This window comes from Arthrobacter sp. ISL-28 (genome assembly GCF_018613875.1).
In the GTDB taxonomy this organism is placed as follows: domain Bacteria; phylum Actinomycetota; class Actinomycetes; order Actinomycetales; family Micrococcaceae; genus Arthrobacter.
The window spans coordinates 212,294-234,579 of the sequence record NZ_JAGGPJ010000007.1; the positions used below are offsets into that span (position 1 = coordinate 212,294).

The window sequence follows — 22,286 nt, forward strand, 5'->3', positions numbered from 1 at the left end:
GTTTTCGTCAGGGGCCCGATATGCCGCGCTCAGGCGGCCGTGAATTCGGGGGAATAATAACGCTGTGTCAATTTTGTTCGGCAGGCTGGGGTTCAGAAATCGCCGCAACAAGCTCATCACCGGTACCGTTTTTTCTGCGGCTGCAGCTGCCCTTGTAGCCGGTGCCATCCTCTACCCGGGTTTCAAAACCACTGACGTGGACCTGAACGACGGCGGCGTGTGGGTGGTCAGCAAGGCCAGGAATGCAGTGGGCCGGCTGAATTACCCGTCACGCGTCCTGGACGGAGCCGTGACGCCGGCCAGCACCACGTTCGACGTCCTGCAGAACGCCGGCAGGGTCTTCGTGGATGACGAATCAGGGTCCACCCTCAACCAGGTCTCGGCCGCCAACATGCGGCTCAGTGGCGACAAGCAGCTCCCGGGAGCGGCGCAGGTCAGCTTCGGCTCGGAGGTCATCTCCGTCACTGACCCCGCCACCGGCAAAATGTGGGCGATGTCGCCATCAACGGTGAACGCCTTCGATGAAGAGTCCAGTGAGCCGGTGGTGGCGGGTTCCGAGGGACTGGTGTCCGCCGTCGGCTCCGACGACCGGATCTATTCGGCGGACCCGGAAACAGGCCAGATGACGGTTACCGCCGTGGACGCCAACGGCGAGGCCACCGATACCCAGTCCAGCAGCTGGAACGGGCTGAAAGGCGCCGGTGATCTTCAGCTGGCCGTCGTAGGCGACCAGCCTGTGGTCCTGGATACCGCCGCCGGACGGCTCTTCCTTCCCGGCGGACGCGAGATAGCCGTGCCGGACGCGCGGGATGCAAAGCTCCAGCAGTCCGGGCCGGCGTCGGACGTCGTGGCGGTGGCCACGACCAAGGTGCTGCTGAAGCAGCCGCTGGACGGCTCGACGGCGAAGACCGTCACCTTTGGCGGGCAAGGCGTCCCCGCCGCCCCCGTGCAGCTGGGCGGCTGCGTGCATTCCGCCTGGTCCGGTGCAAACAAGTATGTCCGCGACTGCACCAATGACAGTGACGACAAGAACGTGGCGGTCCCGAAAGCCAGCGCCGCCCCAAGCTACGTTTTCCGCGTCAACCGCGACCTGGTGGTGCTGAACGATGTGAACTCCGGGAATGTGTGGCTGGTCAACCAGAACATGCAGCTGGTCAACAACTGGGATGACGTGGTTCCGCCCAAGAACCAGTCTGATGATCAGGACGAGGAATCGGCGGACGACAACACCATCAATGTCCTGCCGGACCGCACCAAACCGAACCGTCCACCGGAGACCAAACCCGACGTCGTCGGCGTCCGGCCCGGCCGCACCACGGTCCTGAGCGTCCTGGACAATGATTCCGACCCCGACGGCGACGTCCTCACCGCGTCCACAGGAAGCGAAGGGCTCCGGTCGGGCAGCCTTGAAAACATTTACGGCGGATCAGCATTCCAGATCACGGTCCCGGCCGATGCCGAGACGGGAACCGAGACTTTTGACTACAGCGCCGCGGACGGCCGCGGCCTGTCCGCGGGCGGCAAGATCACCCTGAACGTCGTGGCTCCGGACGAGAACAAGCCTCCCGCCTTCAAACGGGGCGACCCCACCACCCTGCTCGTGGAGCAGGGAAAGACCGTCAGCCAAAACATCCTCACTGACTGGGTGGACCCGGACGGCGATGACCTCGTCCTCATGTCCGCGACGGCCGACAACGAGCAGGACCAGGTGAAGGTCCGGCGGGACGGGCTGCTCACCTTCCAGGACTCCGGAGCCACCGCCGGCAAGAAAAGCGTCACGGTATCCGTCTGGGACGGACGGACCACGACCACAGGCAAGGTCGTGGTCAACGTCCAGCCGCCCGGCGCCCTGGCGCCGGTTGTCAACGCCGACCATGTAACCGCCGTCGCCGGCGAGGACCTCGTCATCGCGCCCTTGAAGAACGACGTCGACCCGAACGGCGGCGCCCTGCGCCTCGCCCAGGTGGAGGCAAATGGGCCTGCTGAACTCGGCCCCGTCACCGACGGCGGCACCTTCACCTTCCGCAGCCGGACACCCGGTCCCGTGTACCTGACCTACATTGCCAGCAACGGCCCGCAGAGCAGCCAGGGCCTGATCCGGGTGGACGTCGAGTCCGGCAAGGACACAGGAAATCCGGTTGCAGTCCACGATGTTGCCCTCCTGCCGGTGGGCGGCAGCGTGCTCCTGGACCCCCTCGCCAACGACTCGGATCCCTCCGGCGGTGTTCTGGTGCTGCAGTCGGTCTCGCTCCCGGAAAACGCCACCGCCTCGGTCAGCGTGCTCAACCACAGCGTCCTGCGGATCACGGACATTGCCGGCACGAAGGAACCCTTCCTGTTCCGTTACACCATGTCCAACGGCACGAATGCGGCGACGGGCAGCGTGTCCGTGGTGCCCGTTCCAGCGCCGGCCGTCGTGGAGGCGCCGCAGCCGAAACCCGATGAAGTCAACGTCCGCGTCAATGACGTGGTCACCATTCCCGTGCTGGACAACGACACACATCCGCAGGGCGAAAAACTGACGGTGGATCCCGTCCTGCCGCAGCCGGTGGCTGCCGAGGACGGCAAGAGCTTCGTGTCGGAAAACACCCTGCGGTTCATTGCCGGCAGCCAGCCGAAGACTGTCCGGGCGATCTACAACGCCGTTGACCCGCAGGGCCAGAAGAGCGCTGCCGCCGTCACCATCCACATTCTGCCTCTCGACGGCGCCGAGAACTCGCGTCCCCAGCCCAAGAACCTGACGGCCCGGGTAGTGGCGGCAGGTACGGTGCGGATTCCCGTGCCGCTGGACGGCATAGACCCCGACGGCGACTCCGTGCAGCTGACCGGCATCGACAGCACGCCCGGCATGGGCACGGCGACGGCCGGAAGTAACTTCATCGACTTCGTTGCCGCCGGCGACGGCGCCGGGACCGATTCCTTCCGGTACAAGGTGGTGGATCGGCAGGGCGCCGTGAACACGGGCACCGTGACCGTGGGCATAGCGCCGCGGGGCGACGTCAACCAGAAGCCGGCCCCCGTGGACGATGAGGTCAGGGTCCGGCCTGGCCGGCAGATCGCCGTCGACGCCGCCGGTAACGACACAGATCCGGACGGCGACCCGATCCGCATCGTGAGCAATGGGATCGAGGCTGACCCCGCCCTGAAGGCGGAAGTCAGCAAGCAAAGCGGCCGCATTCTCCTGCAGGCACCGACCGCCGAAGGCACAGTCAACGCCCGTTACACGGTTGCGGACGAGCTGGGCGCGTCGGCGCAGGCTGCCATCACCATGAACGTGGACAGCAAGGTGCCGCTCCAAGGGCCAATCGCACGGGACGACCGCGTGACGTCGGCCCAGACCCTCGGCAAAACCGCCGTTGACGTCCCCGTGCTGAAGAATGACGAAGACCCGGACGGTGTCGGTGAGAACCTGAAGATCGGCAGCGGCAGTGAAACCGCCCGCCCCGGCGCCGACGGCACCATGATCGTCGAACTGACCGAGCAGCCGCAGCTGGTGCCCTACACCGTGGAGGATGTGGACGGCAAGACGTCCACGGCCATTATCTGGGTGCCGGGCATCGGCCAGCAGGTTCCGACGCTCGCCAAGGACGATGTGCTCGAGGTTGTTGCGGGCCAGGCCGTCACGGCCGACCTGGCCGAGTGGGTGAAAGTGCGCGAAGGCCGCTCGCCCCGCCTGACCCAGACCGACCGGATCAAGTTGATCGGGGCTGACGGCGGGGATCCCGTGGCGAACGGCGGCACTGCGATCAAGTACACGGCCGGGAAGGACTATGTGGGGCCGGGATCCATCAGCTTTGAAGTGACGGACGGCACCGGGCCGGATGATCCTGCTGGCCTGAAGTCGACGCTGAGCATCCGCACGAACGTCCTGCCGGATCCAAACCGGAACAATCCGCCCGCCCTGCTGGGAGGCTCGGTGGACGTGCCGCAGGGGGAAACGGCGCAGACAGACTTGGCCAAACTGACGTCTGATCCTGACAGGGATGACGTGCCGAACATGAAATACGAACTCGTCGGCGGTGCCCCGGCCGCCTTCAACGCCCGCATCGAGGGCGCCTCGCTCAAGGTTTCCGCCAAGGACGGCGTGCGGCCCGGTGACGGCGGAGCGGTGCAGGTGAAGGCGAAGGATCCGAGGGGCCTCGAATCCACTGCTACCTTCCGGCTCTCCCTAACCGCATCCAACCGTGCCAAACCAGTGGCCAATGATGACGCCGAGCCCGGCGCGGCGGCAGGAAAGCCGGTGACCGTCAAGGTACTGGCCAACGATTCGAATCCGTTCCCGGAAACGCCCCTCAAGATCATCGGTGTGGCGACGGAAACAGGGCAGGGGACGGCCGCAATCGCCGGGGACTCGGTGACCGTCACGCCGTCGGAAGGATTCTCCGGAACCATGGTGGTCTCCTACACTGTGGCGGACAAGACTGAGGAAGCCTCGCGGTACGCCACGGGCCGGATCCGGCTGACGGTCAAGGACGAGCCGCTCGCGCCCACCACGCCGCAAGCGCAGAGCGTCGGGGACCAGACCGCCCTCCTGAATTGGACGGCCCCGGCGGACCGGGGGTCGCCCATCACCAAGTACACGGTCTATGGCGAGGGCGGCTTCGAGCAGGACTGCCCGGCCAACTCGTGCACGCTGAACAACCTGGTGAACAACACCAAGTACCACTTCCAGGTGACGGCCACGAACGACGTCGGCCAGTCCGAGCGTTCGCCGGCGTCGGCCGAAGTCCGCCCCGACGTCAAGCCGGACACCCCGCTGGCGCCGGCGCTGAAATTCGGCGATAAGCAGCTCACCACGTCCTGGAAAGCGCCCGCCAGCAAGGGGTCGCCGGTCAAGTCCTACGATCTTGAGATTTCACCGGCTCCGAGCGGACAGAACGCCCAGATCCAGAACCTCACATCCACCAGCTATGTCTGGAAGGGCCTCACGAACGGCGTGGCCTACAAGGTGCGCGTCCTGGCACGGAACGATGCCAAGGATCCGTCCGAGTGGAGCCAGTATTCCGCCGCGGAAATTCCGGCAGGGGTTCCAGTGACGCCCGCCGCGCCGCGTGTTTCCGGGGCGGGCTCTGTGGGCAGCCAAAGCCAGTTGCAGGTGAACTGGACGGCGCCGAACAGCAACGGCGACGCGGTGTCCGCCTACACGCTGACAACGTTCCGGGGAGGCGCAGCTGTCAAGAGCCAGCAGGTGGCTTCCGGAACCTCCCTCAACGTCACCGTGGCGAACTCCGAAGCCGACTATTCGTTTACCGTTTCAGCCACCAACAAGGCCGGCACCTCCGGCACCAGTCCCCGGTCCCAGCCCATCCGGGCTGCCGGTAAGCCGGGCATGGTGAACGGCGGCAGCGTGCGAGCCAACGGCAACAGCGGGCAGCTGGCCGTGACGTTCACGCCGCTCACCGACGCCCAGCGCAACGGCTCGCAGGCCGACGAAATCCGGTACAGCTGGTCCACGGCCTACGGTTCCGGTCCGATCGGCCCGGGCGGCGGAACCATCACCGGCCAGCCCAACGGCAGAGACGTGACCGTGAACATCATCGCCACGTCAGTCAAGAACAACGTTTCCGGCGACGCCAAAGCCATTGGAACGGGCAACCCCTACGCACCACCGAGTGCACCCGACGTGCAGGGCCAGCCCTCCACCACGCAGAGCGTCCACTGGACCTGGAACAATCCTGCCAACAATGGCCGGGCCATCCAGCGGTTCGAGGTCAGCTACGAAGGCGGAGGCTGGCAAAGCGTGGGCCTGGCGAACCGCTATGACAGGGACACGAACGCCTGGAGTTCAACAAAGTCCCTGCGCGTGCGCGCCTGCTCCGTTGTGTGCGGCACGGCCGGTTCTGCCAACGCGACGTCCGGCAATAACCCGACGCCGCCCGGACCCCGGCTGTGGCCGACCACGGTCAATGTGAACAGCTGCCTTGAAAAAGCGAGCGGCTCCGGCGACCACTGGAGCGGCAGCACCTGCACGTCCTACAAGATGCCGCAGGGGTCGAATCTTGAGCTGGAGTGCTACCGCGACGGCTGGGGCTCCAACCGCTGGTTCTACATCTATAACCGCAATGGCAGCCGCTGGCTGAATGAGTACAGGTTTATCCGCTATGACACCGTCACGCCCAGGACCTTCAGCGGCATGGGTTCCTGCCCTTCAAGCTACTGACCCTTCCAGGCACTGACCCCAGCTTCTCACCGGGGCTGGCCGCCCGCCCCCAGCAATGACCACCACACACAGAACAGGAACCAGCAATGACCATGACCACCGAGCAGGCCGAGTGGTTTGCAGGCACCTTCGAGAAGCTTGTTGCCAATGTGGGCCACGCGGTCCTGGGCAAGGCCCACGTGATCCGCCTGACCTTCACGGCCATGCTCGCCGAAGGCCACGTGCTGTTCGAGGACGCGCCCGGAACCGGCAAAACGTCCCTCGCACGCGCGCTGGCCGCCACCGTCCAAGGGTCCAACAACCGCATCCAGTTCACACCGGACCTGCTGCCCTCGGATGTCACCGGTGTGACCATCTACGACCAGAAGACCCAGAAGTTCGAATTCCACAAGGGCCCGATCTTCAGCAACATCGTCCTTGCCGACGAGATCAACCGCGCCTCGCCCAAGACGCAGTCGGCGCTGCTGGAGGTCATGGAAGAATCTCGCGTGACCGTGGACGGCACCACCTATGAGGCGGGCCGCCCGTTCATGGTGATGGCCACCCAGAACCCGATCGAACAGGCGGGCACCTACCGGCTGCCCGAGGCCCAGCTGGACCGCTTCCTCATCAAAACGTCCATCGGTTACCCCGACCATGCCTCTACGGTCCAGCTGCTGGGCGGCACCAACCTGAAGGACCGCTCCAAAGGCCTGCAGCCCGTCATCACCACCCAGGCCGTGGCCGACATGGCCGACCTCGCAGCCACCACCCACGTGGATACCGCGGTGCTCGAGTACATCTCCCGGCTTTGCGAGGAAACCCGCAACACCCCTGAGACCCGCCTGGGGGTTTCCGTCCGCGGCGCCCTGGCCATGGTCCGGGCAGCCAAAGTCTGGGCCGCCAGCCAGGGACGCAACTTCGTCCTGCCGGACGACATCAAGGACCTTGCCGGGGTTGTCTGGACCCACCGCTTTGTCATGGACCCCGAGGCTGAGTTCTCCGGTGCCACGGCTGAAGCGGTCCTCGCCCGCGTCCTGGCCGACGTCGCCGCTCCGCAGCAGCGCGCGGCTGTCTGAGACGCACGCCCCGGCCCGCACCTCCCGACCACGCACCCAGAGAAGAATCGCAAACAAAGGTTTTCACATGCCCACCGGCACTCCATTCACGAGGCTTGCTGACCGCCTTCGGAACCGCCTTCGAAAACCCGTACGGACGGGTCAACCCCCTTTCCCGAAAACCGCACGGTCCGGCAGGCTTCACCCCTCGGCGGTGTGGTCGGAGGCAAGCAGCACTGCGGGCCTCGCGCTGGTTCCGGCATGGCGTGCTGTCAGCGGTTTGTGGACCCGCTATATCCATCCCGTCCTGGCGGTGGTGAGCGTCCTCGGCTGGTCCGTGCTGGCAGCGTCGGTCCTGCTGTGGGCTGCCGGGCAGGCGTTCGGCTGGCAGGAGGCTAAGGCCGCGGCCATCGCAGCGCTGGTCCTGTTCATCATCGCCGTCGGCTTCATCCTGGGCAGGTCTTCCTACGGGGTCCTGCTGGACCTGGCCCGGACGCGGGTGGCGGTGGGGGACAGCGCCGTCGGAAGCATCGCGGTGTCCAACACGTCCCCACGGCCGCTCCTGCCGGCAGACCTGGAGCTTCCGGTAGGTTCGGCGACTGCCATCTTCCACCTGCCGCGTATGAAGCCGCAGCAGGTGCACGAGGACCTTTTCACGATTCCCACAGCCCGCCGCGGCGTCATCGTCGTCGGGCCAGTGCGTTCGGTCCGGGCCGATCCGCTGCACCTTCTCCGCCGCCAGGTCCTCTGGACCGAACCCCAGGATCTCTACGTCCACCCGAAGACCGTGGCGCTGGCAGGATCCGCCGCCGGCTTCATCCGCGACCTGGAAGGCATGCCCACCACCGAGCTTTCCAGTGCGGACGTCTCGTTCCACGCCTTGCGCGACTACGTACCGGGCGACGACCGCCGCCATATCCACTGGAAAACCACCGCACGGACCAACAAGCTCATGGTCCGCCAGTTCGAGGAAACCCGCCGCGCCCACCTTGCGGTCTCGCTGTCCATCAACACCGACGAGTACGCCGCCGAGCACGAATTTGAAATGGCCATCTCCGCCGCCGCCTCCATCGGGCGCCAGGCCATCCGCGAACAGCGCGAACTGGACGTCCTGACCCAGACGGGGCCGCTCCGCTGCGAAACGGGCCGCAACATGCTCGATGGAATGACCCGGATCGTGGGCAGCCCGCTGCGGAAGACCGCCGTCGACCTCGCGCGGACCCTTGCCGATACGGTCCCCAATGCCTCCGTCGTGTGCTTCGTCGTGGGCAGCCAGGTGACGCCCACCCAGTTGCGTTCCGCGGCCGCTTCGGTGGCTCCGGGCGTTCGCAGCCTGGCGGTGCGGATCGACGCCGGAGCAGCACCGGCGCGCGCCAACATTGCTGACCTCACGGTTCTCACGCTCGGAGAGCTTTCCGACCTTCCCGCCGTCCTGCGAAAGGCGGCCTCATGAGCCAGGCAACCGGTCTCCGCCCGCGCCGGCAGGCTGCGGCGCCGCCGTCGGCCTTTTCCAGCGGCCAGCCGCTGTGGCACTTTATGCTCGACGCCGGTGCACTCACTGTCCTACTGGGGCTGGGTGTCCTGGGGTTCAGCCTCAGCTTCGGCGGAGACCCCTACTACCTCGCGGCAGGGTTTGGCGGCATCTTCCTCGGCCTGGCCATTTCAGCCTGCAATGCCCATTTCCGGCTCGGGCTCCTGATCACCACGGCCCTCGCCCTCGGCGTCTATCTCGTCCTCGGCACCGCCCTCGCCGTGCCCGGCGCCGCCATCGCCGGGGTCATCCCCAGCCTCGAATCGCTGCGCACGCTCCTGCTGGGGATCGTGTTCGCGTGGAAGGACATGCTCACGGTCGGTGTTCCGGTGGGCACCGCAGGGGGAGTGCTCATCGTTCCTTTCCTCAGCTCGCTCATCGCCGCCGTGGTGGCCGGGATTCTCACGTGGCGGACCAGGAGCCCCTACTGGCCCCTGCTGCCGGTGCTGGTCCTGTTTGTCACCGGCATTGCCTTCAGCACGAACGCCGGATTCCTGACCGTGGAAAGGGGCATTGCCCTGACCGTGGTGGGCATCGCCTGGGCGACATTCCGCCGTGACTGCCTGCGCCGCAGCAGTACCCGTAAGGTGTCCGTCAACCGTCCCCAGCACGACGCCGACACCGCCACCCGCGCCAGAATCCGGCGGCTCGCCGCCGGCGCCGCCGTCATTGCCGCGACGGTGGGAATCACGGCAGCTGTTTCGCCGCTCATCTCCTCGGGCGCTGAACGACGGGTCCTGCGTAACGTCGTCGTGCCGCCGTTTGACCCCAAGGACTACGTCACGCCCCTGGCGAGCTTCCGGAACTTCGTCAAGGACAAAAAGGACGACGCGCTGTTTGTCGTCAAGGGCCTCCCCAAGGATGCGCGTGTCCGGCTCGGGGCACTGGATGCCTTCAACGGAACCAACTACTCCATGGACCCCAACGGGTCCGGCAACTTCAGCAAGGTGGGCGACGCCAAGTCGATCAACACGCTGGCGGATTCCACCGGAGCAGTCCCCACGAACGACTACACCCTGGACATCACCGTCGAGGACTACCAGGGCTACTTCGTCCCCGGCGGCCGGAAAACCACCGGCCTCAGCTTCGCTCCGGGCTCCTCCAACGCCGCCTCCGGACTGTACTTCAATTCCGGAACAGATACGGCTGTCACCACCAAGGGCCTGTCCAGGGGCGACTCGTACAGCGTCCAGGTTTCGGACCCGGTGAAACTGGAGCACGGCCAGCTGACGCAATACGACTTCGCCAAGGCGACGCTTCCCGACGTCTCCGACGTCCCGCCCGTGGTGGGTGCCCAGGCCAACGATCTTTCGTTAGACGCCCCCACAGCGGTCGACCAGGTGCGGCAGATCGAAGCCCATTTCCAGAAGAAGGGCGCCTTCAGCAACGGGCTCATCGCGGACGGACAGCTGCCGAGCGTATCCGGACACAGTGCGGCCCGCATCCGCGACATGCTGACAGCCAAGCAAATGCTCGGCGACGACGAACAGTACGCCGTGGCCATGTCCCTCATGCTGCGCCACCTGGGCATTCCGTCCCGCGTGGTGATGGGCTTCTACCCCGACCCGAAGAGCCCGGAAAACGGCGCGGGGGAGGTCAGGATCCGGGGCAAGGACGTCCACGCGTGGGTCGAAGTGGCCTTCGACCGGGTGGGCTGGGTGGCTTTTGACCCCACTCCGCCTAAGGACAACATCCCCATCCCGCCGGACCCCGAAAACATGTCAAAGCCCAAGCCTCAGGTCCTGCAGCCGCCGCCCCCGCCGCAGGAGCCGGCCGACCTGCCGCCGGATGCCTCGCCAGAGGCGCTCGATGCCGATGAGAAGAAGAACAACCCCTGGCTGTTCTGGGGCCCGATTCTCAGCGCCATCGGAATTGCCCTGGTTCCGGTCGCTATCCTTGCGCTGCCGCTGATGCTCATCGCCCTGCTGAAATTGCGGCGGCGAAAGGCGCGGTTCAGGGACGGACACCCGGCCCAGCGCGTGGGCGGCGGATGGAATGAAGTCCTCAGTCTGGCCACCGATATGGGCGCCGCTGTTGACAGCCGGGCTACCCGGCGTGAAAGCGCCGCCGTGGTCGCGGAGGCATTCCCCGCCGCCAGCAGTACGACCACCCTGCTGGCGCAGCGGGCGGACGCTTCGATTTTCGGAGCCGGCCGGCCGAGTGAGGAAGATGTCCGTGAATACTGGACCCTCGTTGACGGCTCACTCAAGGAAATGACGGGAACAGCAGGCTTCTGGAGACGCCAGCAGGCACGCTTCTCCCCGAGATCGCTGCTGGCCGATGCCCGGAGCGCGCTCGATGCCCGCGGCGCTCTCAGCGTACTGAACAGGGGCCGGCCGGACGATGACTGACCCGCTCATGACCAACAGCAGGTCTGACCGCACAAGCCGCTGCGGCCATTGCCGGCAGCCGATTCGGACTGGTGCAAGCTACTGCGCCGCCTGCGGGGCGGCGACGCACCCGGCGTCGTTTCCCGGTAGCATCCCGGTAGGGCAGGGGGAAGGAACGGACATGGGAGCCAAACTGGAGCTGGTCCCGGCGGCGCCGGGCAAGCGCCTTGGCGCGGCGGTGCTTGACTGGCTGGCGCCGACAGTTGTCCTGCTGGTGCTTTTCTCCATCGGCTTTGCCAGCGTCACGAGTTCCCGCAGCGCCGGTTTCATCGTCTACGACACCGGCACGCTGGCGCTGCTGGGCAGCACCGCAGTGGGACTGACCCTCATCTACATGGTCGTCCTGGCCGGCGTCGAGGGCCGTTCAGGGAACACCATTGGGAACCGGCTCATGGGCATCCGCAGTACAGACAAGGACGGTTACGCACCGGGAACGGGCGCCGTTTTCCTACGGGGGACCTTCACGGGAGCCGGGGTGCTGCTGGCCGTTGCCGCCGCCGCTGCGGTGGTGATTGCCAAATGGTTCGACGCCGCCTGGTGGACCCTGGTACCCATGTCCCTTCTGGGGTGCGCGTGGGCTGTCCTCGTGGTACTTTCCAGCTCCTGGGACAGAAACGGCCGGCTCCAGGGCTGGCACGACCGTGCCGCCAAGACCCTCGTTTTTGACGTCCACGCCGGACGCAATCCCGTGACCTCGGGCGGCATCGAGGGACCGTACAGCTTCGCCCCGCTGGACCTGCCGCCCGTTCAGCAGGTGTCCTCACCGGTTGCCGTGGCCACCCATGCTTCCAGCCGGCCCGCCGGCACCCAGCCCGCCGCCAGCCACCCTGCTGACGGCGAGCCGACGGACGTCCATCCGACGGGTGGCCACCCTGACGAAGGCCTCGACCGCACGCAGCTGCGCGGTGCCCGGGAGGAGGCCCGGCCCGTGGCGGTCCTGAGGATCCGGCTCGACGACGGCCGCGACTTCCGGCTGGAACGGAATGTGCTCATCGGGCGGAACCCCGCTGCCGGTGCCGGAGAATCGCAGGCCCAGTTGCTCGCCGTGCCGGATCCCGGACGGACCATTTCAAAGACGCACCTGCACCTACTCACCGACGGAGCGGGTGTTTGGGTAACGGACCGCAACTCCACCAACGGCAGCGCGGTCACCACCCCGGACGGGGTCCGTAGGGCGCTGCAGCCGGGCGTCCCCTTATTTGTCAGCCCCGGAACAACCGTTCACTTCGGGGACCGCACCTTCAACGTAGGACAGGCATGAACTCACAGCAGGCGGCCCGCACGGAAACGGCCAGCGGCAAGCCAGGCCTCAGCCTGAGCTACGGCTATGGAACGGACCGCGGCCTTCGCCGCGAGCTCAACGAGGACTCCTTTATTGCGTCCGATCCCGTCTTCGCTGTGGCGGACGGCATGGGCGGCCATGAAGCCGGCGAAGTTGCAAGCGGCATGTGTGTGCGCGTACTGGCGCAGGTGCCCCAGCTGGCTACGGGGGAGCGGACTGCAACGGCCTCCTTGCTGCAGCAGTACCTGGATGTTGCCGACGATTCCATTCGCACCGCCACCGATTCCCGGGCGGGCACCACACTGACTGGCGTGGTGGTGGTGGAACAGATGGGCATTCCGTACTGGCTTGTTATGAATATCGGGGATTCGAGGACCTACCGGCTGAGCCAGGGCCGGCTCAGCCAGGTCAGCGTGGACCACTCAGAAGTCCAGGAGCTTGTCGACACCGGTGAGATCACCGCCGAACAGGCCGCCGTCCATCCCCGCCGCCACGTGGTGACGCGGGCGCTGGGTGCCGGCGACGAGAGTGAAGCCGACTACTGGCTGCTTCCGATTGAGGAGGGCGACCGCATCATGGTTTGCTCCGACGGCCTCAACGGCGAGTTGACGGATGAGGAGATGCTTGACGTCCTCAGCACGGCAGCGGATCCGCAGGAGGCTGTGGACCTTCTGATTCAGGCGGCGCTCAGAAGGGGCGGCCGGGACAACGTGACGGTGATCGTCGTCGATGCCCGGAACGTCCTTACCCACGACGGCGTTTCCACCACTGCGCCGCGGACCGCCGCTGGTGCGGAGGAGGAGGATACGTTGCCGCGCCCTGTCGGAAGCAAGGAAGTGGCCGGAAGCAAGGAAGCTGCAGGCACGGAAGCTGGAGGCGAGCGGGACGCGGCAGGAAATGCGGCAGGAAATACAGAAGCTGCAGGCGGGCCGGGCGTCCCTGGCGACAGGGTAGTCCCTGGAAGCGAGGAAAGTGCCCGTGACAGCAGCTAACTACGCTCCGGGCACTTGGTTTGGGCTGGTCCGGTCGGGAACAGCAGTCATATTGGGGCCGGAAGCGCCGCCGGAGCTTGTCAGGACCCTCTGGAAGCTGCTTCAGGACCGGCCCGAAATGCACGATGTGCTCCATGCAGTGACGGGCGGACTGGGCGTTCCGCTGTCCAGCTGCCCGAGCTTTGGAATCATCGGCTTCCGCGAATCACTGCGGGTTTTTCTCCGCGGTGACCTCGACCTGAGAGTTCAACAGCAGTCGGGCACCGTCGAGCTGGACGGGCGAAATGTCACCACCTGGACCGAGAGATGGCTCGATTCCCCGGAACGGTTCAACCTGACCGTACCAAGCGCGGCCGGTAAGCCCGGAGAACCCGGTACCTTGGAGCTGCCGGTGGCCGAAGGCGTGGTCCTTCTCCGGTCGCTGCATGTGGACGTGACCGGAAAGGCAGCCGGAGGTGCAGCCGGAACGTGGGCGGTGACCGGATCGTCGGCGGAAGCATCGGCCGAAACAATGGTCGGCCTGCCCGAGACTATGTTCGACGGGGCTGCCTTGGCCGGGCCTGCCTTGGGCCGGACTGAACTGGACACGGCTGGCTTGGGCGGGTTCGACGTCGACGCATCGGAAGAAGCGGACCTCCAAGTTACTGCGCTGGGTGGAACGGCCATCGGTGAGACGCGGCTGGAAGAGCCCGAGCGGGAAGTAGCTGAGCGGGAAGAGCCTGAGCAGGAAGACAGCGGAAATCCCGCTGAGCTGCCTGCTGCCGCCATCGAATTCACGAGTTCCTACGACCACCTGTGGGACAAGACCGTGATGCGCAGCATCGAGGACGCAGCCATCCGCACCGGGGAGGACCACGACGGCGGGCCACAGACAGCAAGCGCCAGTCCGGAAGCCCGCAAGGAATCCGAACGCGCCCACGCAGATGCCGCCGGCGATGCCACAGACCAAGGCACCGCCGGGCCTGGTGTCCAAGGCACGGACAGCACTGCGAAGGACGGGACGGCACCACACCGGGGCGGCGCCGCCCAGAGCGTCGGCCGGAGGGAGCCCGAAGGCCCCGAAGAACGCGGGTCCGGCGGCCTGACTTCCGGGGGTCTCATCGATTCGCTGCCGTGGGCCACCGGCGGCAACCGTGGCGCGGGTCCATCCGCGCCGCCGTCGTTCATTTCCCCGCCGGACTCCCGTCCGGCGGGGTGGGCGATACCTCAGTCCGAACAAAACCAGCCGGCACAAAACCAGCCGGCACAGAACCAGCCCACACAAAGCCGGCCAGTGCAAAGCCAGCCGGTACAGAACCGCGTTGCATCGGCCCCGGCCGAAGCGCCGGCGCTGCCCTATCTTGCCGAAGGCGACCACGACGGCCAGACAGTTTTCAAGAGTGACCTCATAGACGCATCCGCCCAGACCCAGGCTGCACCCGGCGCGGCGCCGGGCGTGACACCGGGCGACGGTCCGCGCGTCCTGGCCCGCGTGTGCGGGTCAGGCCACGCGAATCCGCCCACCAGCGGTCAGTGCTCCACGTGCGGCGCGCTGCTTCCCGACGTCGCCGTCCAGGTTCCCCGCCCGCGGCTGGGGCGGCTCCGGCTGTCCACCGGGGAAGTGATCGAGCTGGAGGAGTCGCTTGTCATCGGCCGGCAGCCGTCGGTCTCAAGGGTCCAGGGCGGTGCCATGCCCCGGCTGGTTCAGGTGGCCAGCCCCGGCGGGGACATCTCACGGTCCCATGTCGAGGTGCGGCTTGAGGGCTGGCATGTGATGCTTTGCGACCTCAAGGCCACCAACGGCACTGTGCTGGTCCGTGAGGGCCAGCCACCTCGGCGGCTTGCCCAAAATGAGATGGCGATCGTCCTGGACGGCGACATCGCCCAACTTGGCGACGACGTTTCGCTGCGTTTTGAGGAGATCCTGTGAGTTCCAAGCGGCCAGTAGCCCCGCCGCCCCGGATACCCGGTTTCACGTACATCAGCCTGCTCGGATCGGGCGGGTTCTCGGACGTGTATTTGTATGAACAGGACCGTCCGCGCCGCAAGGTGGCCGTCAAGGTCCTGCTGTCGGGCCTGAAGACGGAGGGCGCGCGGCGGAGGTTCGAGTCCGAGGCCAACCTCATGGCCCAGCTGTCCTCCCACCCGTTCATCGTCACGATCTTCGAGGCCGAGGTCACGGAAGACGGCCATTCCTACCTCGCTATGGAGTACTGCTCGCGGCCGAGTCTGGACGTCCGGTACAGGCGGCAGCGCTTCAGTGTGGACGAGGTGCTGGCTGTGGGCATCCAGGTGGCCTCCGCCGTCGAGACCGCCCACCGGGCCGGCATCGCCCACCGTGACATTAAGCCGGCCAACATTCTGGTCACCGACTACAACCGTCCGGCGCTGACTGACTTCGGCATCTCCGGAACGCTCGGCAGTGATGCGGACGAGGACGCAGGAATGTCCATTCCCTGGTCGCCGCCGGAACAGTTCCGGGAGGGAGCCGTCGACGGCGTCCTGGTCGACGTGTGGGCGCTCGGCGCCACCCTGTACACGCTGCTCGCCGGACGCTCGCCGTTTGTCCTGCCCGGCGCAGACAACTCCCAGCGGGAGCTGATTTCGCGCATTACCAGCATGCCCGTTCCCCGGCTGGGCCGTGCTGACGTGCCCGAGTCGCTGGAGCTCGCCTTGGCCACGGCGATGGCAAAGTCGGCGTCGTCCCGTTACTCGTCGGCCCATGCCTTTGCACTGGCACTGCAGCGCATTCAGGCTGAACTCAACCTGTCTGTGACCCCGTTCGAGGTCCTGGAGGAACGGCAGCAGGAGGACGTCCACCCGGATGACGGCGTCGAGGAGACCCGCGTCCGCAACGTTGCCGCCATCGACCCGGACCGGACAGGCAGCGCACCGACCTTCCCGGCACGGACCTGGCCCCTGACCGCCGCCGGACCTACCGCCGGTCCCGCCGCCGGACCTACCCCCGGTCCCGCCGCCGGACCTATCCCTGGTCCCGCCGCCGGACCTACCCCCGGTCCCGCCGCCGGACCTACCCCCGGTCCCGCCGCCGGACCTACCCCCGGTCCCGCCGCCGGACCGGCCTCCGAGGATGATTGGACGGCCCAGGCAACGGTCCTCAGGAACCGCCACACCGAGGCCCCTGCGGCCCCGGACAATGCTGAAACCACACCGGATCACGGGAAGCGGAACCTCTGGCTGGCCATCTCCGGCGGGGCGCTTCTCGTGGTGGCGATCATTGTAGGAATCGTCGTGGCAACAGCCGCGCCGCAACCCAAGGTGCTGCCAAGCGATCAGCCGAGCAAGCCGCCGGCGGATGCCCTGGACGACGGCTCCGTACCGGACGTAGTCAAGCTGGCGGGCAGGGCCGGAGCAGCCGGCAAGGTCCGGTTTACGTGGACGAACCCGCAGCCGAAACCGGGTGACACCTACAAGTGGCGGATCAAGACCGTCAAGGGCGGCGGGAGCTACCTCTCGACGTCGGTGACACGCGTGGACGTGAGCGCCAATCCCGATGAACCCACCTGCGTGCAGGTCATCATCGTGCGCGGTGACGGCTCAGCCTCGCCCGCAGGCGAGGATTCCATCGCGTGCCTTTGACACCCGCGCCCGAGGCCCGGCGCCGAAGGCCCTGCAGCCGCGGACAGCATGAACAAGCCCAACGAGGAGACACGGAAACATGGGAGACCTGGCGGTAGATTTCTGCGGCGAGTGGTACGAACCGACGGATGATGACGTCTTCAGCATCGGCCGCGAAGGCGATCTGGAGGTAGATGACAACCCCTACCTCCACCGCCACTTCCTCCAGATTGCCCGGTACGACGGCATCTGGTGGCTCAGCAACGTGGGCAGCATGCTCTCGGCCACCGTGGCCGACGCCTCCGGCGGCATGCAGGCCTGGCTGTCCCCGGGGGCGCGGCTGCCCCTCGTCTTCAGCCACACGAACATCATCTTCACGGCCGGCCCCACCACCTACGAATTCGCGGTCCACCTGAGGACCCCGGCCTTCCGGCAGGAAACCAGGGCGGACGACAGCGCCGGAGACACCACGATCGGCCCGGTCGTGTTTACCGACTCCCAAAAGGCCCTGATCGTTGCCCTCGCCGAGCCCATGCTCCGCCGGGAAGGCACCGGATTCAGTGCGATACCGTCGTCCGCAGCCGCCGCGAAGACCCTCGGCTGGGCACTCACCAGGTTCAACCGGAAGCTGGACAACGTGTGCGACAAGCTGGACCGCGTTGGCGTGGCAGGGCTTAGGGGAGGCGGCGGCAAACTGGCCACCAACCGCCGCGCGCGGCTCGTGGAGCACGCCGTCACTTCGCACCTCGTTACGCCCGACGACCTGTACCTGCTTGAAAAGATGAGGGGGGTCGACGAGGGATGAGAATCCGCCTGACGCTTCGCCGTGACCCTGCCGAAGCCAAAGACCTCGCCGTCACGGTGGACGGCCGCGCCACTGTGGCCGACATCGCTACCGAACTCTGGACCGCCGACCCTGGACGGCGGGACGACCCGGTCCCGCCCAACCTCTCGCTCCGGATCGACGAGGCATTTGTGGCCGGCGGGATGCGGGGCATCGTCCTCAACCGCGGGGACCACCTCCTGGAATCGGGCCTGCGCCCCGGGTCCGTCGTCTCCCTGACGCAGGTCAGCGAGCAGTTCGGCACGCCCGGCGCCCCTGGTGCCGGCAGCACGGCCAATCGTGGACCGGCCGCCGCCACGCTCCGCATCCTGTCGGGACCCGACGTCGGCCGCGAGTTTTCGCTCCCATCCGGCACCAGCTACATCGGCCGGGACCGGGACGCCGACATCCGGCTCAGCGATCCGCTGACGTCGAAGCGGCACGCGCGCATCACTGTGGGGGAGAGCGTCGAAATCGTCGATACGAATTCCGCCAACGGGCTCCTGATGGGCGGGCTGCCCGTCACGCGCGCCACGCTCAGTTCCTCGGACACCGTCACGTTGGGCGACACGGAGATCACGGTGGTGCCGCTTGCCCGCAGCGGTGCGGCAGCACCGACGTCGCCCCTGGTTGATTTCAACCGGTCGCCGCGGGTGGTTCCCCGGTTCAATCCGGCCAAGCGGGTCCCGCCCGCTGGCCCAAAGCGGCAGGACCACCACCCCTTCCCCTACATCATGCTGATTGCCCCGCTGATGATGGGCGCCGTCCTGTTCGCCGTCACACAGAGCCTGCTGTCGATGCTCTTCGTGCTGATGATGCCGCTGTTCATCGTGGGCCATTACGTGGATCAGAAGCTGCAGAGCCGGCGGGAACGGAAGGAACAGCTCAAGGAGTACCGGGAGTCCATGGCGGCGTTCCGGCACGACCTCAGCGCGCTGCAGCAGGTGGAGCGGGCTGTCCGGCTGCAGGAGGCACCGTCGGTCAGCGACACCGTGGACTCCATCTACAAGCTCGGGCCCCTGCTCTGGACCCACCGGCCCGAGCACCCGGGCTTTCTGGGCCTCCGGTTCGGTCTTGGGACGGCGCCCTCGCGGATTCCGCTTGAGGAGCCGAACTCCTCGGAAACCGAAGCGGAGTACCGGCGGGAAGTCCAGGACTGCCTGGACCAGTTCCGGGAGATTGAGGGCGTGCCCATCGTCTCCCAGCTGCGCTCGTCCGGCGCGTTTGGATTGGCTGGCCCGCGGGGACTCGTGGATGACGTGGCCCGGGGCATGGTGCTGCAGTTGGTGGGCCTCCATTCGCCCGCCGAAGTCGCGGTGGCAGCCATCACCTCGACCCGTTCGCGGGAACGCTGGAACTGGCTGCAGTGGCTGCCGCATGTCGGCTCGAGCCACAGCCCCATTCCGGGAGACCATTTGGCGGCCGGCTCCGCCAGCGGTGCAGGCCTGCTGGCGCGGCTGGAGGACCTGGTGGAATCACGCGAAGCCGCGATGCAATCCACGGGTCCGGCCCACCGGCCCCGGATCCACGAGGAAGGCGCGGACCTGCCGGCTCCCGTGCTGCCCTCGGTCCTGGTCATCATCGAAGACGACGCCCCTGTGGACCGGGGCCGGCTCACCCGCCTGGTGGAAAGGGGGCCCGACGCCGGGGTGCACGTTCTGTGGGTGGGCACCGGCGTTGAGGCCCTCCCGGCCGCATGCCGCGATTTCATGGAGGTCGACGGCGAACATGGCACCACGACGGGGCAGGTCAGGCTGGGGCGCCACACGTATCCGGTGAGCTGCGAGAGCCTCGACGCCGAACTGGCCGGCCAGCTCGCCCGGATGCTCTCGCCCGTGGTGGATGCCGGAATGCCTTTGGAGGACGACTCGAATCTGCCGCGGGCCGTGTCGTACGCGGCGCTGATCGGCAAGGACTTCCTGGACAACCCGGACGCCGTGGCTGAGCGGTGGAAGGAGAACAACTCCGTGCGTTCCACCGCCGTCGCCAACCGCAAGGACAACGGGTCGCTGCGTGCGCTGGTGGGATCCAAGGGGGTTGAGCCGCTGTACCTGGACCTCAAGAACGAGGGACCACACGCCCTCGTCGGCGGAACCACTGGCGCCGGCAAGTCCGAGTTCCTGCAGTCGTGGGTGATGGGGATGGCCACCGCCTACAGCCCTGACCGGGTCAGTTTCCTGTTCGTCGATTACAAGGGCGGCGCCGCGTTCGCAGACTGCCTGCACCTGCCGCACACGGTCGGCCTGGTCACGGACCTTTCCCCGCACCTGGTCCGCCGCGCCCTGACATCCCTGCGCGCCGAACTCCACTACCGGGAGCGCCTGCTCAACCGGAAGAAAGCCAAGGACCTGCTGGCCCTGCAGCGCGCGGCAGATCCGGAGGCACCGCCGTACCTGGTGATCGTGGTGGACGAGTTCGCTGCCCTCGCCACGGAGGTGCCGGAATTCGTGGACGGCGTGGTGGACGTCGCCGCCCGCGGCCGGTCCCTCGGGCTGCACCTGATTCTCGCCACACAGCGTCCTGCCGGTGTGATCAAGGAGAGCCTGCGTGCCAACACGAACCTCCGGGTGGCCCTGCGCATGGCTGATGAGGACGATGCCACAGACATCCTCGGTGTCCCGGACGCCGCCTATTTTGACCCCGCCATCCCCGGCCGCGGCGCCGCGAAGACCGGCCCCGGCCGCATCCAGGGTTTCCAGACGGGCTATGCCGGCGGCTGGACTACGGAGCGGCCCCAGCGACCGCAGATCGATATCGTGGAAATGTCGTTCGGTTCCGGCCCCGTCTGGGCTGCGCCCGCGCCTGATACCGCGGCCAGGGAAGAACCCGCCGGGCCAAACGACATCGCCAGGATGACGGCCAACGTCATCCGCGCAGCCGACATGCTGGCCATCGAGCCGCCGCGCAAGCCGTGGCTGAACGAGCTTGCCATGACGTACGATTTCTCGCTGCTGCCAAACCCGCGCAGCGACGAACGGCTCCTGCTGGGAGTTGCGGATGACCCCGCCCGCCAGGACCAGCCCACCGTCTTCTACGAACCGGACAGAGACGGCAACATGGCCATCTACGGTACGGGCGGCTCCGGCAAGTCGGCGGCACTGCGGGGCATCGCCATCGCGGCCGCCGTGACGCCGCGTGGCGGTCCGGTGCATGTCTACGGCATCGACAGCGGCTCCTCCGGACTGACGATGCTCGAAGACCTTCCGCACGTTGGCGAGATCATCGACGGCGACGACGTCGAGCGCGTGGGACGGCTCCTGCGCTGGCTGCGTGACCTCGCCGAAGACCGCGCATCCCGTTTCGCCGAAGTCAGGGCATCCACGATCGTGGAATACCGGAAGCTGGCCGGCATGCCTGACGAGAAACGGATATTCGTCCTCGTGGACGGCATGTCCGCTTTCCGCGAGGCCTATGAATACACCCGGCTGTCCGGGCTGTGGGACATCTTCCTGCAGCTGGCCACCGACGGCCGTCCGCTGGGCATCCACCTCGTCGTCACCGGTGACCGCCCCAACTCCGTGCCGCCGTCGTTGCTTGCCTCCATCCAGCAAAGGCTGGTGCTGCGGCTGTCCTCAGAGGACGACTATCTGTCCATGGACGTCCCCAAGGACGTGCTGGGCAAGGCCTCGCCTCCGGGGCGCGGGCTCCTGGGTAACCACGAAGTGCAGCTGGCGGTCCTGGGCGGCAACTCCAACTTGGCCCTGCAGGCACGGGAAGTCCGCAAGCTCAGCGAGGCCATGCTGCGCCAGGGCGTCGAGAGGGCCCCGGCGATCGAGCGCCTCCCGGAGCAAGTGGACCTGGACATCCTGCCCGCCGGCGCGCCGGACCAGCCCGTGATCGGCGTCGACGACGACACGCTGCAGCCGGCTGCGCTCATGGCCAAGGGTCCGCTGCTGCTCGCCGGGCCTCCGGGTGCCGGCCGGACCGTGGCGCTGGTGACGCTGGCCTACGCACTGCGGCGTTCCAATCCGGATACCGAGCTGGTCTACATCGCCTCGCGGAGGTCCGCGGTGGCCGCTCTGCCCGTCTGGAACCGCTCGCTTGTGGGAGCGGACGACGTCGAGGAAGCGGTCGATGAGCTGACGGACCATTCCTCGGCCAATCCGGGACGGCTGGCCATTTTCATCGAGGGGCTGACGGAGTTTACGGACACCCTTGCGGAATCGGGCCTCGAACGGCTTGTCACGGCCTCTGTCAAAGCGGACCAGTGGGTGGTCGGCGAATCCGAGGCTTCCACCTGGTCCTCGGCCTGGTCCCTGGCCCAGCCGTTCAAGTCCGGCAGACGGGGATTGTTGATTAACCCCGGCGACATGGACGGCGACAGCCTGCTCAACACATCGCTCGGGCGGGTCAGTTCGGACTTCATTCCCGGCAGGGGCTACATCGTGGGCAGGGGCAAGGTGCGCAAGCTTCAGATCGCGCTGCCGCCGGAAAACCGGAAGTAGGAATTTGGTTGTCCCGCGCGGCCTATAGGAAGATACCCGGGACAAGAACTCCGTGCGGGAGAGTCCTG

At 67.0% G+C, this 22,286-nt stretch carries 10 protein-coding genes; all 10 read left to right on the top strand.

Annotation, left to right across the window (positions count from 1 at the left end; genetic code table 11):
* The first annotated feature begins 64 nt into the window (after positions 1–64).
* Complete coding sequence (locus tag J7E80_RS05825) at positions 65–6,160, top strand: Ig-like domain-containing protein (protein WP_215050530.1); 6,096 nt, start codon at positions 65–67, stop codon at positions 6,158–6,160.
* An 86-nt stretch (positions 6,161–6,246) separates the two neighbouring features.
* Positions 6,247–7,218, top strand: coding sequence for a MoxR family ATPase (locus J7E80_RS05830; RefSeq protein WP_215050531.1), 972 nt, complete (start codon positions 6,247–6,249; stop codon positions 7,216–7,218).
* 67 nt (positions 7,219–7,285) lie between these two features.
* Positions 7,286–8,650 (top strand): DUF58 domain-containing protein, encoded by a 1,365-nt coding sequence (locus J7E80_RS05835; protein ID WP_215050532.1) that lies wholly within the window; start codon positions 7,286–7,288, stop codon positions 8,648–8,650.
* On the top strand, positions 8,647–11,079 hold the full coding sequence (locus J7E80_RS05840; RefSeq protein WP_215050533.1) for a transglutaminase domain-containing protein: 2,433 nt from the start codon (positions 8,647–8,649) through the stop codon (positions 11,077–11,079). Before J7E80_RS05835 ends, J7E80_RS05840 begins: the two co-directional genes overlap by 4 nt.
* Positions 11,080–11,239: 160 nt before the next feature.
* Positions 11,240–12,379 (top strand): RDD family protein, encoded by a 1,140-nt coding sequence (locus tag J7E80_RS05845; RefSeq protein WP_215050534.1) that lies wholly within the window; start codon positions 11,240–11,242, stop codon positions 12,377–12,379.
* Complete coding sequence (locus J7E80_RS05850; RefSeq protein WP_215050535.1) at positions 12,376–13,392, top strand: PP2C family serine/threonine-protein phosphatase; 1,017 nt, start codon at positions 12,376–12,378, stop codon at positions 13,390–13,392. The genes J7E80_RS05845 and J7E80_RS05850 overlap by 4 nt, the downstream gene beginning before the upstream one ends.
* Entirely contained in the window at positions 13,379–15,301 is a 1,923-nt protein-coding gene (locus J7E80_RS05855; protein WP_215050536.1) for an FHA domain-containing protein, read from the top strand. The genes J7E80_RS05850 and J7E80_RS05855 overlap by 14 nt, the downstream gene beginning before the upstream one ends.
* A complete protein-coding gene (locus J7E80_RS05860) occupies positions 15,298–16,971 on the top strand; it encodes a serine/threonine-protein kinase (protein ID WP_215050537.1) in 1,674 nt (557 codons plus the stop codon). The genes J7E80_RS05855 and J7E80_RS05860 overlap by 4 nt, the downstream gene beginning before the upstream one ends.
* 79 nt (positions 16,972–17,050) lie before the next feature.
* Positions 17,051–17,755, top strand: coding sequence for a hypothetical protein (locus J7E80_RS05865; RefSeq protein WP_215050538.1), 705 nt, complete (start codon positions 17,051–17,053; stop codon positions 17,753–17,755).
* A complete protein-coding gene (locus tag J7E80_RS05870; RefSeq protein ID WP_215050539.1) occupies positions 17,752–22,218 on the top strand; it encodes an FtsK/SpoIIIE domain-containing protein in 4,467 nt (1,488 codons plus the stop codon). The genes J7E80_RS05865 and J7E80_RS05870 overlap by 4 nt, the downstream gene beginning before the upstream one ends.
* The last annotated feature ends 68 nt before the right edge of the window (positions 22,219–22,286 follow it).